The organism is Coriobacteriia bacterium, from assembly GCA_014859305.1.
GTDB lineage: Bacteria > Actinomycetota > Coriobacteriia > Anaerosomatales > Kmv31 > Kmv31.
Genome location: JACUUM010000003.1, coordinates 59909 through 75914, shown reverse-complemented (window position 1 = coordinate 75914; position 16006 = coordinate 59909). Strand labels below are relative to the sequence as shown.

Annotated in this window: 13 protein-coding genes; 5 read left to right on the top strand and 8 right to left on the bottom strand. The window is 72.0% G+C overall.

All coding sequences use genetic code 11. The features are described 5' to 3' along the window. The first annotated feature begins 86 nt into the window (after positions 1-86). Positions 87-899, top strand: a complete 813-nt coding sequence (locus tag IBX62_01220) for a hypothetical protein (protein ID MBE0475711.1) — start codon at positions 87-89, stop codon at positions 897-899. Positions 900-982: 83 nt separating this feature from the next. Here the strand turns inward: IBX62_01220 and IBX62_01215 are convergent, their stop codons facing one another. The 5 genes from IBX62_01215 to IBX62_01195 all read right to left on the bottom strand — a co-directional run bounded on the left by IBX62_01215 (position 983) and on the right by IBX62_01195 (position 5913). Beyond that, a complete protein-coding gene (locus IBX62_01215; protein MBE0475710.1) occupies positions 983-1516 on the bottom strand; it encodes a hypothetical protein in 534 nt (177 codons plus the stop codon). A gap of 62 nt (positions 1517-1578) precedes the next feature. Beyond that, positions 1579-2427, bottom strand: a complete 849-nt coding sequence (locus IBX62_01210) for an ATP-binding cassette domain-containing protein (protein MBE0475709.1) — start codon at positions 2425-2427, stop codon at positions 1579-1581. A gap of 15 nt (positions 2428-2442) precedes the next feature. Next, a complete protein-coding gene (locus IBX62_01205; protein ID MBE0475708.1) occupies positions 2443-3552 on the bottom strand; it encodes an ABC transporter permease in 1110 nt (369 codons plus the stop codon). 3 nt (positions 3553-3555) lie between these two features. Then, positions 3556-4668 (bottom strand): ABC transporter permease, encoded by a 1113-nt coding sequence (locus IBX62_01200; protein ID MBE0475707.1) that lies wholly within the window; start codon positions 4666-4668, stop codon positions 3556-3558. A gap of 75 nt (positions 4669-4743) precedes the next feature. After that, positions 4744-5913 (bottom strand): type II glyceraldehyde-3-phosphate dehydrogenase, encoded by a 1170-nt coding sequence (locus IBX62_01195; protein MBE0475706.1) that lies wholly within the window; start codon positions 5911-5913, stop codon positions 4744-4746. A 117-nt stretch (positions 5914-6030) separates the two neighbouring features. Between IBX62_01195 and IBX62_01190 the strand changes: the two genes are divergently transcribed. Continuing rightward, positions 6031-8268, top strand: a complete 2238-nt coding sequence (locus tag IBX62_01190; GenBank protein ID MBE0475705.1) for a SpoIIE family protein phosphatase — start codon at positions 6031-6033, stop codon at positions 8266-8268. A gap of 69 nt (positions 8269-8337) precedes the next feature. Here the strand turns inward: IBX62_01190 and IBX62_01185 are convergent, their stop codons facing one another. After that, complete coding sequence (locus IBX62_01185; protein MBE0475704.1) at positions 8338-10383, bottom strand: copper-translocating P-type ATPase; 2046 nt, start codon at positions 10381-10383, stop codon at positions 8338-8340. Positions 10384-10630: 247 nt separating this feature from the next. Between IBX62_01185 and IBX62_01180 the strand changes: the two genes are divergently transcribed. The 3 genes from IBX62_01180 to IBX62_01170 all read left to right on the top strand — a co-directional run bounded on the left by IBX62_01180 (position 10631) and on the right by IBX62_01170 (position 13231). Continuing rightward, positions 10631-12199, top strand: a complete 1569-nt coding sequence (locus IBX62_01180) for a SpoIIE family protein phosphatase (protein MBE0475703.1) — start codon at positions 10631-10633, stop codon at positions 12197-12199. A 121-nt stretch (positions 12200-12320) separates the two neighbouring features. After that, entirely contained in the window at positions 12321-12467 is a 147-nt protein-coding gene (locus tag IBX62_01175) for a hypothetical protein (protein ID MBE0475702.1), read from the top strand. A gap of 71 nt (positions 12468-12538) precedes the next feature. Further along, a complete protein-coding gene (locus IBX62_01170) occupies positions 12539-13231 on the top strand; it encodes a TVP38/TMEM64 family protein (protein ID MBE0475701.1) in 693 nt (230 codons plus the stop codon). Here IBX62_01170 and IBX62_01165 read toward each other — a convergent pair. Both IBX62_01165 and IBX62_01160 read right to left on the bottom strand, forming a co-directional pair. Then, positions 13203-14513 carry a hypothetical protein gene (locus IBX62_01165; protein ID MBE0475700.1) on the bottom strand — a complete coding sequence of 437 codons (1311 nt, stop codon included), beginning with the start codon at positions 14511-14513 and terminating at the stop codon, positions 13203-13205. The genes IBX62_01170 and IBX62_01165 overlap by 29 nt on opposite strands. 181 nt (positions 14514-14694) lie before the next feature. Then, the gene (locus tag IBX62_01160) at positions 14695-15876 is read right to left on the bottom strand and encodes a hypothetical protein (protein ID MBE0475699.1); all 1182 of its coding nucleotides are present in this window, start codon (positions 15874-15876) and stop codon (positions 14695-14697) included. Positions 15877-16006 lie beyond the last annotated feature (130 nt).

Sequence of the window (16006 nt, the reverse complement as noted above, 5' to 3'; positions counted from 1 at the left end):
AGGTAGCACAGTTCTTGGAGATGGTCGAAGCCGTGCAGCCTGGCATCTAACCCGCCAGCGAACCGGGACGTTTGAGGTGACACGACGTGATTGATGCCGACCCTGGCGCCGGGATGCGTTCCGCCGATCCCCCTCGCCCGATAGAGCCCTCCTCGGCAGACGAACTCGCCGCGTCGATAGTCAGGCATAGGACGTGGCTGATCGCCCTCACCGTGGTCGTCGTCCTGATGATCCTGACTGCTTGCGCCCCTGTGGCCCTGCTCTTTGGGATAGGCGGGCTCGTGGACGGGACCGAAGCGCCGTCTGACGCACAGCTGCAGAGCGTGAGGCAGCGAATCGAAGACGCCCTGGGCGGTCGGCTCGCAGACGCGGACGTGCGGGCTGTGACCGTCGTCTATGACGACGCACCCTTCCCCTTTCCGCTTCTCACAGGCGGCGAGCAGGTCATCTACCTGGAGGCCAGTCTTGCTGATTCGGACGTGGTGATCGCAGACGTGATCGCCTCCTCGCAAGAACTGGCGTCCTCCGGGCTGCTCCCCACGGCCGGGCGGCTCACGGAGCGGATGACGGGGGAGCAGTTCGATCGGCTGGTTGCCGCGTTCGCGGTCCAGACCGACGCGCCGCTCGGCCCGGTGTTCCGCTACATCGAGCGGCTGGCGATGGAGGTCGACCCGATCCCGGAAGAGGTGCGTGTCGAGGACAGGGAGTACCGCGTAGCGGAACTGTGGTCGGCGACCGTCGGCCGGCGAGTGGAGGGCGATCGGCTGGACTTGGGTGCTGATGCGAGCGACGTCAGAGAGGCTCTGATCTTCCACGAGGATCCCGAGACCGGACAGTTCACATACCTCACAACGGAGCCCGTCGAGGACATGTTCACCCCAGGCCTGCTCATCGATTGACCGCCGCCCGTCCTCTTCCGGCGGATGCGGCGGGAGGGCCCCGACTGACGCGCTGACGGCCAGGCGAGGCCGCCGCTCCCGCGCTACATCCTCGCGCCGATCGTGCTCTGGTCGGGGTCACCCGTGCCGGCCTGCGGCAGCGAGAACTGGAACGCCTCCATCAACGGCGTCATCTGACCCTGCATCATCTTCGAGATGTTCTCGCCGTACTGCCTGCGCGCCTCTGCGACGTCGATCTTGCCGGTGACGAGCTGGTCGGCGAGGTTTATCCCGAGGAAGTTGGCGGCTTCCGCGTCACAGCGCGCCGCCAGCTCGCCGGCGGTGCGGTCGAACATGACGCTGCCGTCGAAGGCGGTGATGTCGCAGGCCTTCTCCGGCGGGACCTTGTAGTCCACGGCCTGCTTCAGGTAGTCCTTGTGCGGCTTCGGGAAGTCGTGCTGGAACTCGTTCCGGTACAGCGTCGTCCGCTTCCATGGGCCGTTGTCGAACCAGGTCAGGTGCGTCGTGCTGACCTCCTGGGGCTGTCCGTACTTGTCGACCAGCTGCTGCGCCCTCTGCTGGTGGTCCTTCGGCCAGTCCATCGTCGCGTCGTGCACCGACATCTGTGTCACATGCATGAGACCAACCTCCTCTATCCTCGGACGCCGGAAACCCGTTACCTACCCGCATCGGCGGTGCCTCAGCCTCCCGCCTCGGTCCCCGCCCGACGCTCCCGGAACTCCCTCATGCACCCCTGGGAGCAGAAGTAGTAGGTCGTGTCGTCCTCGGTCAGCGAAGCGGGAGCGGTCTCGGGGTCGACCGCCATCCCGCACACCGGATCGATCGCCATCCGCGCCATCTCCTTGAAGCGCCCGTCCTCCAGCCACAGCACGCGGTCGGCGTGCGGCCGTATCCGCTCGTCGTGGCTGACGATCACCACGCTCTTCGCCCGCTCGTCGGCGATCGCGCGGAGACGGAGGACGACGTCGTGGCCGATCTTGGAGTCCAGGTTGGCGGTGGGCTCGTCGCACAGCAGCACGTCGGGGTCGTTCGCCAGCGCCCGGGCGATCGAGACGCGCTGCTTCTCGCCGCCGGAGAGCTTGTCGGGCCGGAAATCCAGGCGCTCCTCCAGCCCCAGCCCCACCAGCAGCTCCTCGGCGCGTCGGCGCGCCTCGTCGGAACGCACCCCCGCCATGTCGAGGACGACCTCGACGTTCTCGCGGGCGTTCAGCGCCGAGAGCAGGTTGAAGTCCTGGAAGACGAACCCGATGTGCGCGATCCGCACGTCGGGCAGGTCGCGCTCGGACAGCGCGGTGACGTCCAGGTCGCCGAAGCGCACGGAGCCCTCGGTGGGCTTCAGCAGGGCCCCCATGATCGAGAGCAGCGTCGTCTTGCCGCTGCCGGAAGGGCCCATGACGAGGACGACCTCGCCGCTGCGCACCCGCATGTCGACGCCCTTGAGGGCCTCCACGCGCGCCGCGCCCTCGCCGAAGACCTTGGTGACCCCGGTCACGTCCAGCACGACCTGACCGCTCTCGCGTGCGTCCATCGGCCACTCCTCCATCTAGCGCCTGAACACGTCGGCCGGATCCAGCCCCACGATCCTCGCGATGGGGACCGCCGAGGCGAGAAGCCCTATGACCGCGGCGCTCGCCGCCACGCGCAGCACCGAGACCGGCGCGATCACGACCGAGAGGTTCGAGCCGGCCAGCGGCAACGCCACCGCCACGAGCGCCGCGAGCGCCAGCGCGAGCGCGAGACCGGCGGTCAGGCTGATCGCCGCCTGACCGAACACGACCCGGAACAGCCGGCCGGCTGGCGCCCCGACCGCCTTCAGCAGTCCGAACTCGCGCAGCTTCGACAGCGTGGACGAGTACACCGTGAGGCCGACGACCGCCAGCCCGATGAGGAACCCGAAGACGTTCATGATCCTCATGATGTCCACGCTCATGTCGCCGACGATCCGCCTCTCGCTCTCGGCGAACTCCTCGCGCGTCTGGACGGTGACGCCGTCGACCGTCTCGCGGATCCGCTCGCCGACCTCGTCGGCGGACGCCCCCTCCTCGGTCCGCACGAGCCCATAGCTCGCCACGCCGCGCACCCCCTGCATCCGCTCGAAGTCCTCGAAGCGCACGAACGCGATCGCGTTGACGATGTTCACCGTGTCCCTCGTCAGCCCGCCCACGGGCACGCGCCGCCCTCCGAGGACGACCTCGTCACCGATCCCGACACCGAGGCGCTCCGCGATCCGCTCGTCGACGACCACCTCGCCGGGGCGCGGCGGCACGTCCCCGGCTCCCTCGACCCACGGCCCCCCGGGCTCGCCCGGGCGGTAGCCGATCAGGTAGACGAGGCTCCTGTCGTCCTCGGAGATGAGGAAGCTGGTCGTGTAGAGGATCGGTGAGAGGTCCGCCACACCCTCCACGTCCCGGATCTCCTCCAGCCGCTCGGCAGGGAAGAACGAGGTCGTCATGTGCAGGTTCTTCACGCCGCGCTGCGAGACCGCCACGTCGAAGTCGGAGTTGTCGATGTACGCCGTCACCTGGCGCTGGGAGCCTTCGAACACGCCGTCCAGCACCAGCACCAGCAGCGCCGCCAGCGCTATGCCGCCGATGCTGATGAAGAACCGCGTCGGGCTCTCGGACAGATTCCGCCAGGCGACCGGCACGCTCAACGCTCACACCCCCCTCTTGAACGCGACCGCGGGATCGATGCGGGCGACGGCGAAGGCCGGAGCGAGCGCGGCCAGCACGGTCATGAGCAGCGCCACTCCGACGACCGCCGCCGGGAGCCACCAGCCGATGGCGATGAGGAACCGCGGGTTGAGGTACTCGATCACCGCGCCGGACGCGAAGGCGAGCGCGATCCCGAGCCCGGACCCGACCGCCGAGGACAGGAGCGCCTGCTCCAGCACGATCGCGTACAGACGGCGGTTGCGGATGCCGATCGCCTTCAGCGCTCCGTAGTCCTTGGACCGCTCGACGGTGGCCGTGTAGATGGTGAGCCCGACGAGCATCACGCCGACCAGGAACGCCACGCCGACCATGAAGCCCACGGGCCCTTTGAGGATCGCGGCGAACAGCCGGATGTCGTTGGCGTCGACGCGCGTGCGGCTCGACGCGCTGACGTCCGGCAGCGCGTCATCGATGCGCTCGGCCACCTGCCCCGCCTCGTGCCCGGGCGCCGTCTCGACGAGCAGGAACGAGGGGTTGCCCGCGGTGGCGGCGACGTCTGAGGCGCTGTCGAACGTGACGAAAGCGGTACCGGTCATGAAGGTGGAGCTGCCGTGCGAGAGGCCGGCGACGCGGAACTCCCGTCCGAGGATCTCCAGGTCCTCGCCCACGCCCAGGCCCCGCAGCCGCGCGAGAGCCTCGTCCAGGACGACCTCGTCGTCGCCGATGTCGGCGGTCCCCTCGGTGACCGCCCAGGGCCCCGTGCCCTCGTCCGGACGGTAGCCGACGAGCAGCGTGAACTCCTTGCGGCCGTGCAGTTCCAGCACCACGTACTGCGCGATCACCCCGGACACCCGCTCCACGCCCTCCACGTCCCGCACCGCCGGGATCGCCGAGGAGGGGACCCGCGAGCTGGCGCCGAGGAAGTTGCGGGTGCCCTGCTGGGCCACCACGACATCGGCGGGAGCGTTGTCGAGATAGGCGGTGATCTGCCTGTTGATACCGGCGTACATGCCGGCGAGCACGAGCATGAGCGCGACCGCCAGCGCCACGCCCCCGACGGCGATGGAGAACCGCAGCTTCTCCTGCAGCAGAGTCCTGGATCCTACGCGGACCATGTGGCGACGCCTCACGCTCGAGGTCTCACGCACCCGTCACGTGCCGGAGGCCGTGGACGCGGAGTAGCGCGAAGGTCAGTCCTCGGGCACGCCCGCGACCACCGCCTCCGTCGGCTCCTCGGCGCCCTTGAAGCCCTCCTCCATGCGATCCGGCCGTCCCGCGAGCCGCTCATGCATCGCGGCGTGGTCCGCCTCCTCGCCGAGCGTCCTCGGGAGGAAGCTCCTCACCACGCCGAGTGCGCGGTCGGTCTTCTCGATCGAGGCCGCCGCATCCCGCTCGATGCCGGTCATCGCGCGGATCGCGTCGACGTCCTCGGGGATGGTGATCGCCTCGTTGTGCACCTGGAAGGTGAGGTACACCTCGCGTTCGTCGGAGGCCAGCGCGTCCTCCCACACCGCCACCTCCCACATGTCGCCGCGGGGACGGCGGAGGTCTCGCATCAGCTCGACCACGCTGTTCAGCCCGACGAGGCCATCGGTCGCCTCCACGAACGCCACCCTGGGCTCCAGCCACAGGGCATGGCGCAACTCGTCGAGGCTCACCGGCCGCTCGGTCTCCACCATGGCGTAGTGGAGGTGGCTCAGGTTGTAGGGGCCCGCCCCCGCCATGGTCGTGATGTCGAGCCCCTGAAGCACCGTCTGCGCGTCGGGGCCCTGGTGACTGGGGACCTTGGTCTCGGGGACCGCCGTGTTGATCATCCCGTCGCGGTGGCTCTCCCACGGATCAGTGGCCCGCCGCAGCAGCACCGCGCGCGCCCGCTTGACCCACCCGCGCTCGAGCAGTGGGTGCATCATCCGCACGAGCCCCGTCGTGTTGCACGAGACCACGCGCACGAAGTCGCGCCCGATCGCTCCGGAGTAGTTCGCCTGGGCGACGAACGAGTATCCGGCGAGCTCGTGCCTCTCGCCGCCCTGGAAGATCGCCTTGACGCCCGCTCGTTCGTAGAGCTCCTTGTTCGCCGCGCCGATCCCTTTCGGCGTGCAGTCCACCACCACGTCGGCCTGCCCGAGGAGATCCTCGATCGAACCCGCGACCGGCAACCCCGCCTCCTCCATCGAGCCCCGCTTCTCCGGCAGGGACGCGTAGACCGCGTACCCGCGCTCCGCCGCGACCCGGATCCGGTAGTCGTCCACCAGGTCGGCCACGCCCGCCAGCTCCATGTCTTCCTGTGCCGCCACCGCGTCGGCCACTCTCTTTCCGATCACCCCGTAACCGTTGACCGCCACTCGGGCACGTCCTTCCATGCCGTTCACCCCTTTCGCCGCTTCGGCCCTCCCGTCTCCGCCGCCCCGGGAGGTCCCCCTACCGATAGGTCCCTACCCTTCCTCGGGGAAAGACTCGTTGAGCGAACGGGGGCGGGAGTGCGAGGTTACGGGCTGAGACGCAAGCTGGTGCTGCTGGTCGCCGTCGTCGCGGTGCCGCTGATCGCCTTCGTCGGATACCAGCTCGCCCACCTCTACGACGACCTGACCGAGCAGGCGCTGCTGACGACGGAGCGCAACGCCCGCGTCGGCTCGGCGGGCTTCAACCGCTTCGTGCACCAGATGGCCGAACAGGGCCAGGCGGTCGGCCTGGCCGTCTTGGGCGGCAGGCTCACCCCTCAGGAGTCGGAGGAGTACCTGCGCTCGCTGGGACAGCACGCCCCGCTGTCCGAGTTCACGGTGTCCGACATCGACGGCGAGGTCGTGGCCACGACGTTCCCCCCGGAGGCGGCCGAGGAGGTGGCCTCACTGCCGGAGTTCGAGCGCGTGCGCCGAGGGGAGCCCTTTGCGATCACCGCTCTGCGCGACATCGACGGACGGGCCGGTCTCCTCGTGCTCGCACCCGTCGGCTCTCCCGTCAGGGGCTTCGTCGCGGTCGCCCTCGACGCGGCGGACATCGGGGGCATCGTGCGCACGGAGACGCCGGGCGGGGTCGTGATCGTCACGGACCCGGAGGGCAGGCTCGCCTACAGCAACGCCCCCGCGTCGGCCGCGCTCGAGGCGGGGCGCCCGCTCGGCCCGGAGGTCCCCACCGTGCGCGCGGCACTCGAGGGGCGCGTCGGCGCCGCCCGCCGGATCGGACTGCCCGGGCTGCCCTCGCCGTACATCGGTTCGCACGTGCCCGTGCCCGAGATCGGCTGGACCGTGGGCTTCTACCGCCTGCGCGGCCAGGCCCTGCGCCACGTCACGGGCGAGATCGCGCAGGCTCTCGCGATAGTGGCCGCGATCCTGCTGATCGCGGCGGCCGCCGGCTGGCGCGTGTCCTCGGGCATCCTCTGGCCGCTGTCCCGGCTCACCTCCGCGGCGGAGAGGCTGAGCGCGGGGGACTTCGACACGGAGGTCGCCGTCAGGACCGATGACGAGATCGGCGTGCTCGCCGAGGGGTTCCGGGACATGCAGGGAAGCCTGCGGCGCACGTTCGCGTCCGTCCGGGAGGTCGCGCAGGCCGGAGGGCGCCTGAACGAGGCCACCCTCGTGGACGAGGTGGCGCTCGCCGGCGCACGCCACCTCGTTCGGCTCCTGCACGCCGGTGCCGGCGTCGTGACGCTGTTCGCCCACGACCCCGCGCTCCACGGTGTCGGGACCGACGACGTCGAGGGCCTCTCCTCCGAGGCCCGCTCCCGCGTCCCCGACACCGCTCTGGCCGAGAGCGGTTACCGGCTCACCATGCTCGACCCCCGCGACGAGCGCTACCCCTACGGGCGCTTCCTGGTGTCGCTCGCGCTCTCCGCGGAGAGGCAGGCCATCGGGCGGGCGGATGTGGTGGTCGCTCCCCGGCACGCGGAGCCGCAGTTCGTGCGCGGAGACGTGGAGCTCGCGGTCGGACTCGCGCAGCAGATCGCGGTCGCCCTGGCCAACGCCGGGCGGTTCGAGCTCGAGAGCGAGATCGCCGGCACACTCCAGGACGCGCTGCTCACACAGCCCTTCCCCATCCCGAGGACCGAGGTCGGGCTCGCGTACCGGCCGGCCACCCAGGGCACGCGCGTCGGCGGCGACTTCTACGACTTCATCCGCGTGGACGAGGTGCGTTTCGTCCTCGTCCTCGGAGACATCAGCGGGCACGGCCTGGAGGCGGCGCGGCACATGACGGCCGCCAAGGGGGCTCTCCGGTCCTTCGCCGTGGAGGACCCCAGCCCCGGGCGGGTGCTCGACAGGGCGAACGTCGTCATCGGCGAGCAACTCGAGCCGGGGCGGTTCGTCACGGTGTTCCTCACCTTGCTCGACACCGAGACCGGCGAGGTCCGCACCGCCAATGCCGGGCACCCTCCGCCGTTCGTGCTGACGGCGCCGGAGGGCAGGCAGTCCGTCCTCCCGGTAGGGGGGCCGCCGCTGGGAGTGGTGCCGGGCTTCGAGTACGAGGAGAGCACCGTGCGGCTCCGGGATGGCGACTGGGTGGTCGCGTTCAGCGACGGCCTGACCGAAGCCAGGGGGCCCTACGGCGCGCTCTTCGGCGAGGAGGGTGTGGCGGCGCTCCTGGAGCGGACGTGGCCCACCTCGCCTTCCGAGCTCGCCGACGCGCTCGCGCTGGCCGCCGAGGAGTTCGCCGGGGGCCGCCTGACCGACGACCTCGCGGTGCTCGTGTTCAGGCGGATCGCCGGCGAAGCGGCAGCGGGGTGAGGCGCCGAAGACGCGACCCCTCCCGCGCCTCTGCCCGCTGCGCACGACGGCTTGCGGCGAGCCGCCGGCCTAGACCCGCAGGAGCTTCGCGTTGAGCGCGACGATCACCGTGCTCGCAGACATGAACGCCGCACCGAGCGCCGGCGAGAGGAGCACCCCGGCCCAGTACAGGACGCCCGCCGCGAGCGGGATCGCCACGACGTTGTAGCCGGTCGCCCACAGGAGGTTCTGGACCATCTTGCGGTACGTCGCCTTGGCCAGCGCGACCGCGCCCACGATGTCACGGGGGTCGCTGCGGACCAGGACGACGTCGGCGGTCTCCACGGCCACATCCGTGCCCGCCCCGACCGCGATGCCCACGTTCGCCTGGGCAAGCGCCGGCGCGTCGTTCACCCCGTCCCCCGTCATGGCCACGACGTAGCCCTGCGCCTGGACCTCGCGTATCTTGGCGGCCTTGTCCTGCGGCAGGACCTCGGCGAAGTACTCGTCGAGCCCCAGCTCGCCGGCCACCCATGCCGCCACGCGGCGGTCGTCCCCGGTGAGCATCATCGCCTTGACGCCCATCTCCTTGAGGTCGTCGACGGCCCGGCGCGATTCGGGGCGGATGATGTCGGCCAGCGCGACCGCGCCGGCGAGGGCGTCGTCCACGATCACGTACACGATCGTCTTGCCCTGCTCCGCGAGGCGCGCGACGTCCTCCTCACGCGGCGCTTCCAAGCCGCGCTCGCGGGCGTACCCTGGGCTCACGACCATCACGCCCCGGCCCTCCACCTCCCCTTGGGCGCCGCGCCCGGTGATCGAGGCGAAGTCGCGAACCGGCATCCGGGACGGGGACGAGGCGACGATGCCCTTGGCGATGGGGTGCTGGGAGTTCGCCTCGACCGAGGCCGCCAGCGCGAGCAGGCGGTCCTCGGGCAGCTCCGGGTCGAACGCGAGCACGTCGGTGACCCCGAACTGCCCCAGCGTGAGCGTGCCGGTCTTGTCGAACACGACTGCGTCGACCTTGCGCGCGTCCTCGAAGGCGCTGCGGTTGCGGATGAGCACGCCCCTGCCCGCTCCCAACGCTATCGAGATCGCGACCACGAGCGGCACCGCGAGCCCGAGCGCGTGCGGGCAGGCGATCACCATCACCGTCACCGTGCGTTCGAGCGAGAACGCCGCCGGGACGGCAGCGAGCGCCGTCCAGGCCGCGAACGTGAGCGCCCCGCCGCCGAGGGCCACGATCGTCAGCACGAGTGCGGCGCGGTCGGCCAGGTCCTGCGTCCTGGACTTGCTCTCCTGCGCCTGCCGCACCATCTCCATCACCTGCGACAGGAACGACTCCCCGCCGGTGCGGCGGATCTCCACCACGAGCGAGCCCTCGCCGTTGATCGAGCCGCCGATGACCTCTTCGCCCTCGCTCTTGTCCACCGGCTTGGACTCGCCGGTCAGCATCGACTCGTTCACCGAGGACCGCCCGTCCACGACCTGCCCGTCCACCGGCACCTTCTCCCCCGGCTTCACCAGCACCCTGTCCCCTACCTCGACGGCGTCCAGGGGCACGTCCTCGGTGGAGCCGTCGGGCAGCAGGCGGTGCGCCTCGGAGGGCAGCAGGCGCGCCAGCGCCTCCAGCGCGCGAGACGCGGAGCCGACGGAGCGCATCTCGGTCCAGTGCCCGAGCAGCATGACGTCGATCAGCGTGGCGAGCTCCCAGAAGAACGGCTCGCCAGGCAGCCCCAGGGTCGTGGCGGCGCTGTAAGCGTAGGCCGTGGTGATGGCGACGGCGATCAGCGTCATCATGCCCGGGCGCCGGACGCGGGACTCGCGCACGATCCCCTTGAGGAACGGCCAGCCGCCGTAGAAGTAGATCACCGAGGCGAGCACGAGCGTCAGCGCCGCCGCCCCGGGGAAGTCGGGCAGCGGGTTCTCGCCGATGAACGGCAGCGTCGGGGAGAGCGCCAGCACGGGTCCCGTGAGCGCGAGCGAGACCCAGAACCGCCTGGCGAAGTCCGCCACCGTATGGCCGGCGTGCCGCCCCGCGGCCGGGGCCTCGCCGTGAGCGGCGTGCGCGGCGGGAGCGGGCGGCGCCTCCCGATGTGCCTCGTGCTCCTCGTGACCCCCGTGCCCCTGCTCCATGCCGTCTCCTCCCTCGTTCGGCGTTACGCACCCCGCGGCACGCAGCCTGCCGGCGTCCTCGATCCGCCCCACACCTGCACGATTCCCCTTCCCGCTCCCCGCTCCTCACCCTCGCCGAGAACGGAACGCACCCGCCCGGTGCGTTCGCGCGCCTCGGAAGGCGGCTTGCTGAACGCGCCGGCGAGGTCCGATCGAGCGACCGCGTCGGCCGGCGGCCGCCGGCGCGGGAGGAAGGCAGCGGAGATAGATGCGACGGAGCCTGAGACTGAGACTGGTCGCCCTGGTGCTCGCCGGGGCGCTGCCTCTGCTCGCCCTCATGACGTACCAGTCCTGGCGGCTGCGCTGGCACGCCTCGGGGCGCTGGGACGAGACCGTGCTGGCCACCCTCATCGCGTTCCTGGTCGCCTCCGTGGCGACCTGGCGCGTGTCGGCGGGGATCCTCTCGCCCGTCAAGCGGCTGACCGAGGCCGTCTCGCGGATCGCGGGAGGCGACTTCGATGGGCCGATCGAGGTCCGGGGCGCCGACGAGATCGGGTTGCTCGCCGACGGCTTCCGCGAGATGCAGGGGAGCCTGGGGCGGACCTTCGAGTCCGTCGGCGTCGTCGCCGAAGCGGGCAGGGCCATCAACGAGACGATGGACGCGAGGAGCATCGCCCGCACCGGGCTGCGGCACATCGCCACCCTGCTGCACGGGCGCTCCGCCGCGCTCACGGTCTTTCGCGGCGCCGACGGACGCCCGCACGTCCACGGCTTCGGCACCGACGACGCGCTCGGGCTCTCCTCGGACATGCGCCTGCGCGTCCGGGACCACGCGCTTCGCGGCCGGACTCGACGGCTGACGCTGCTGCAGGCCCCGAGCCGGCAGGACTGCCGCGCGCGCTTCCTCGTGTCGCTGCCGCTCACCGCCGAGGGTGAGTTCATCGGCCGGGTGGACCTCATCGCCGCTCCCGAGCACGGCGTTCCCGAGTTCGAGCGCTCCGACGTGGAGCTGGCCGTGGGTCTCGCGCAGCAGCTGGGGATCGCTCTGGCCAATGCCCGGCGCTTCGAGACCGAGGCGCTGATATCCCAGACCCTGCAGGACGCGCTGCTCACCAAGCCCTTCCCCATCAGGGGCATCGGCCTGGGACTCACGTACCGGCCCGCGATGGACGGCGCGCGCGTGGGCGGCGACTTCTACGACTTCATCCGGGTCGACGAGCACCGCGTCGCCGTCGTGCTCGGCGACATCAGCGGCAAGGGGATCGCCGCGGCGCGCCACACCGCCGCCGCCAAGGGCGCGCTGCGCTCCTTCGCGCTGGACGACCCCTCCCCCGCCTCCGTGCTCTCGCGCGCGAACACGGCCATAGCCGAGCAGGTCGACGTCGGGACCTTCGTCACCGCCTTCTACGCGCTGCTGGACACCCGCACCGGCATGGTGCGCTACGCCAACGCGGGCCACCCCGCCCCGTTCCTCGTCTCGGTGGAGAACGACCCCTCGGTGCTGTACGCCGGCGGGCCCCCGCTCGGGGTGCGGCCGGGCACGGCGTACTCCGAGGAGCGCATCGGCCTGGCTCGGGGGGAGCGGCTCGTGCTCTTCAGCGACGGGCTGACCGAGGCCCGATCGCCCGACGGCGCCCTGCTGGGTGACGACGACGTCGGGGCGGTCCTCGGTCGGACCCGCGGGACGCCCCAGGGGATCGCCAACGCACTCGCCCGCGCCGCGGAGGCGCACGCTCGCGGCCCCTTGGCCGACGACCTCGCGGTCGTGGTGCTGGAGCGCGGCGACCCGGAGACCGGCATGACGCTCGCCGGTGCCGGCGGCGCCGCCGCGGCGTAGCCGGACCCGGGGCGGGGACCGCCGGCGCGGCCTGCCGTTTACCGTTTCCAGCGGCGCGGGAACGAAGGCTTGCCGAGGTTGTCCGGTACGCGGACGGCCCGCGTCGCCCGGAGGTGGTCGGATGTCTACCGCCGTCGAGACACGGCAGGGTCGGGGTCACCGCGTCGAGCAGGGATACCGCGTCGAGAAGGTCCTCGGCCGGCTGACTTACCCCACGAACGTGGAGTTCTCCCGGGGCGGCGCGCTGTCGCGGATAGTCCCGGAATGAGCCTCGTGACGTTCAAGACCCGGGGAACATCGGGCAGTGGAGGACCGCCGCGTGGACGGGTGGCGCAGGTCGTGCAGTTCCCGAGAGGGGACTGGAAGACGCTGCGCCGCTACTGGCTCGTCGTCGCCGCGATCCTCGGTGTGCTCGCCGCCGCCTACGTCGCGGTCTCCGCGCTGCATCTCCCGGTGCTCGAGGACCCCTTCGCCGTGCTCGCCGGGCGCGGAACGGCCGCGGCCGCGGGCATCGTGGGACTCCTGGTCGCCGACGTGCTGATGCCGGTGCCCTCCAGCCTCGTCATGGCCGCCGGCGGCGCGCTCTTCGGGCCGGTGGCCGGCGCGGCGCTGTCGCTGGCGGGCAGCGTCGGCGGCTTCGCGGTCGCCTTCGCGCTGGGGCGGCGCGGCAGCCGGCTGCTCGGCAGGCTCGTCCCCCCGGCCGAGAGGGTGGCGGCCGACGGGCTGCTCTCCCGCCGAGGAGCGATCGCGATCCTGCTCACGCGCCCGGTCCCGGTGCTCGCCGAGGCGGTCGCCCTCCTCGCCGGCGCCTCGCCGCTGTCGTGGGGCCGGGCGCTGGCCGCCTCCGCCGTCGGCGCCCTGCCGGGCGCGGTGCTGTGCTCCCTCGCCGGCGCGCTCGCGACCCGTCTCCCTCACGCGGCGCTGCTCCTCGGGGCCGCTGTGCCGGCCGCCGGCGCGTTCTGGGCTGTCGACTCGTACGTGCAGAGCCGCCGCCCGGATCCCCTCACCCGCTCGCCCCGCCGACCCCGCTGACTCCGGAGGGTCCTACGGCCCCCGAACGGCGCCACTCCAGGAACTCGCGGTGCGCGAGGTCGGGGGCGACGCTCGTCCGCGCGAAGCGCGAGCGGCACTCCACGAGCAGCCTCTGCACCGTGTACACGCGCAGGTGCGTCCATCCCCGCGGCACTCCCTCGGTGATCGCCAGGCGCAGCGTCTCGCGCACCGGCTCCTCCAGCCGCCACGATCGCATCGCGGCCCAGGGGTGGTCCCTGTCCCGCTCGATCAGGGGGGCCAGGTGCTCGAAGGACCGGAGCTCCTGGGCGAGCGCTGCGTCGACCTCGCCCTCCACGCTCAGGATCAGCCCGTCGTCGGCCAGCGCCAGCAGCTCGCCGACGAAGGCCGCGGGGTCGACGACCGAGACGGCGACGGCGTCGGGCGCCGCGCGCAGCGGCTCGAGGAGCACCTTCGGCTCGCCCGTGCCGCGCTGCCGCACGATCGACCCCTCCACCGGCCCGGGCTTTCCCGCCACCGTGCGGCGTGCGCGCTCCGCGCCCTCGCGCGCCTCCTCGGGCAGAGAGCCGGACACCTCAGCCGCCCGGTACTCCAGCAGCGCTTGGAGCCACTCGCCTGAGGACTCCAAGCGGCGGGCGTGCTCGATCAGCAGGCGGGGCGAGCGCGGGTTGCGCCGAAGGGCGTCAAGCAGCCTCTCGTCGTCCACCGAAGAGGGGTCGCCCAACACGCTCCGAACCCTCCGCTCCGCGGCCATCGCAGCGTGCACGTAGCTCGCGAAGCCCATCCCGATGACCAGCCAGACGCCGGCGGCCAGCAGCGGCAGGAACCGCGTCCAGCCCAAGAGCAGCGACAGCAGCCCGAACCCGACACCCGTGACGGACAGCGCTGCGAGCAGCACGAGCGCCGCGGCCAGCGGCCGGAACGACAGCGCGGCCGCCGGAGCGGGGGCGGAGGCCGAGGCCGGCCGCCTGGTGAGTGGGACGTGGTCCTGGAAGACGATCGCGGCGTCGAGCAGGGCCCTCAACGACGACCAGGAGGCCAGCCACGACAGCCAGGCCAGGACGCTCATGGCGAGCGCGCCGGTCGCACGGGCCAGCGGCGAGACCGCCGGCATACCTGTCATGACCGCCAAGGAGCCCGCCGCGGCGGCTCCCCAGAACGGCCAGGGCAAGGAGAGCGGGCCCGCGCGGGCGAGGCGTGCGACGGCGGCGAAGGCATCGACGTCGCGCGAGCGTTCCCGGTTCCGGGCGATGAGCAGGAGCGCCAGGCCGACCGCTATGCCGGCGACGAGGGACCCGCTCATCGCCGCCGCTCCCGCACTGGCGCCCTCCTTCGCTCTCCGCCCTCGTATCGTACCTCGCCGGTCGGGACCTCGCGGTCGGCTCGCCCGCCAGCCGGGGGCGTGACGTCGGCCGACGGCACGAAGAGCGGGAGGAGCGGCGGCGGGAACCGGTCCGCGGCGGTCCGGCGCCGGACGTCCGGCGCTACCGTCCGGCACGCAGCCTCATGACCGCCAGCGCGGGGTGCTCGGGGGGGGCCCACTCCTCGCGGAGGGAACCCGGAAGGTCACGGTCCCGGTACCGGCCCCCCTCGTCCACCAGGAGGGTGTAGGCGACCGGGACGCGTCCGGCCGCGACGAGATCGCGGGTCCGCTTGCCTTCCGCGGCCACCTCTTCCCACGAGGTCCGCGGGAGCCGCGCGTAGCGCAGGTCGCCGGAGCGGCGGCGCGCGTCGGGTTCGTAGACGACGCACACTGCCACGAGGAACTCGTCGTTCTCGTCGACGACGGCCAGGTCTATCGGGCGGCCGCCGTACGGCTCCGGCACCGCTGTGTACACCCTGCACCCGCGGAACGTGCGGCGGCTCACCGAGGCGAGCCGCTTCTGCAGCGTCCAGACCAGATCGCGCCGCGAGGCGAAGCCGTGCTGGGCGTAGGTCGAGCGCAGCCACCACAGCGCGCCGAGGAACAGCGACTCCGCCGCGTGCACCGCGGATGTCTGGGCGGAGCCCCGATACAGACCGGCCACCTCGTCCTCGCCCGCGGCGCCGCCGACCGAGCCCTCCGCGCGGCAACGGAAGCGTTCGAACTGCCCTCCGTCCATCGCTCGAGCTCCCGCATGCTTCACGTTCCACAGGCCGCCCTTGGCGATCGCCGCTTCGCTGGAGAACCTGCCCAGCCAGCGGGAGGACGGCGCCGCGGCAGGGTACTGCGCCAGCAGCGCGATGAGAGAGCGTTCGAACTCGTAGCGCTCGTCGGCATCCTCGACGGGGATGACGCAGAAGGTGAAGGAGAGCCGGATCGCCTGCGTGACGCGGTCCTCGAAGCGAGGGCCGCCGACGCCGGGGGGCGATGCCGCCTCGCGCCGCAGCAGGGCCTCGCTGTAGTGGGCCCGAAGCGGCGGCGCATGCCTGAGTTGCCCGGAATACGGGCTGCCGAACGTAGCGCGAACGCGTTTGGGAAGCCTGCCCGGCTTACGGTGCGAGGCGACCCGGACCACCCGGTCCACCGGTCCGTCGGGAGTCCTGACGCGCTCGCCGCGTTCGAACATCAGGTAGATGCCGTTGGGGGGCAACGCTCGTTCGTCGGAGCGCCAGTCGTGCCGGGGCAGCGTGGCGGCGAGCGCGTGCACGCGCAAGCTGAGACCGACGTGCTCCTTCACCGCCATGCGGGGCCGTCCCCGTGTCCGGGCCCCCGTACCCCCCTCGATTCTACACCCGGGAACGGGCGTGCCGACAGGGGCGGAAGCCGCAGCGCTGCGGAACGCCCTCCGAGCTACCCCTCTCGCGGTGCGGGCT

What these genes read in the sequence shown, in the direction of transcription:
- IBX62_01215 (MBE0475710.1), bottom strand. Translation starts at nt 1,516, where the DNA reads ATGCATGTGACACAGATGTCGGTGCACGACGCGACGATGGACTGGCCG.
- IBX62_01210 (MBE0475709.1), bottom strand. Translation starts at nt 2,427, where the DNA reads ATGGACGCACGCGAGAGCGGTCAGGTCGTGCTGGACGTGACCGGGGTC.
- IBX62_01200 (MBE0475707.1), bottom strand. Translation starts at nt 4,668, where the DNA reads ATGGTCCGCGTAGGATCCAGGACTCTGCTGCAGGAGAAGCTGCGGTTC.
- IBX62_01195 (MBE0475706.1), bottom strand. Translation starts at nt 5,913, where the DNA reads ATGGAAGGACGTGCCCGAGTGGCGGTCAACGGTTACGGGGTGATCGGA.
- IBX62_01185 (MBE0475704.1), bottom strand. Translation starts at nt 10,383, where the DNA reads ATGGAGCAGGGGCACGGGGGTCACGAGGAGCACGAGGCACATCGGGAG.
- IBX62_01180 (MBE0475703.1), top strand. Translation starts at nt 10,631, where the DNA reads ATGCGACGGAGCCTGAGACTGAGACTGGTCGCCCTGGTGCTCGCCGGG.
- IBX62_01175 (MBE0475702.1), top strand. Translation starts at nt 12,321, where the DNA reads ATGTCTACCGCCGTCGAGACACGGCAGGGTCGGGGTCACCGCGTCGAG.
- IBX62_01165 (MBE0475700.1), bottom strand. Translation starts at nt 14,513, where the DNA reads ATGAGCGGGTCCCTCGTCGCCGGCATAGCGGTCGGCCTGGCGCTCCTG.
- IBX62_01160 (MBE0475699.1), bottom strand. Translation starts at nt 15,876, where the DNA reads ATGGCGGTGAAGGAGCACGTCGGTCTCAGCTTGCGCGTGCACGCGCTC.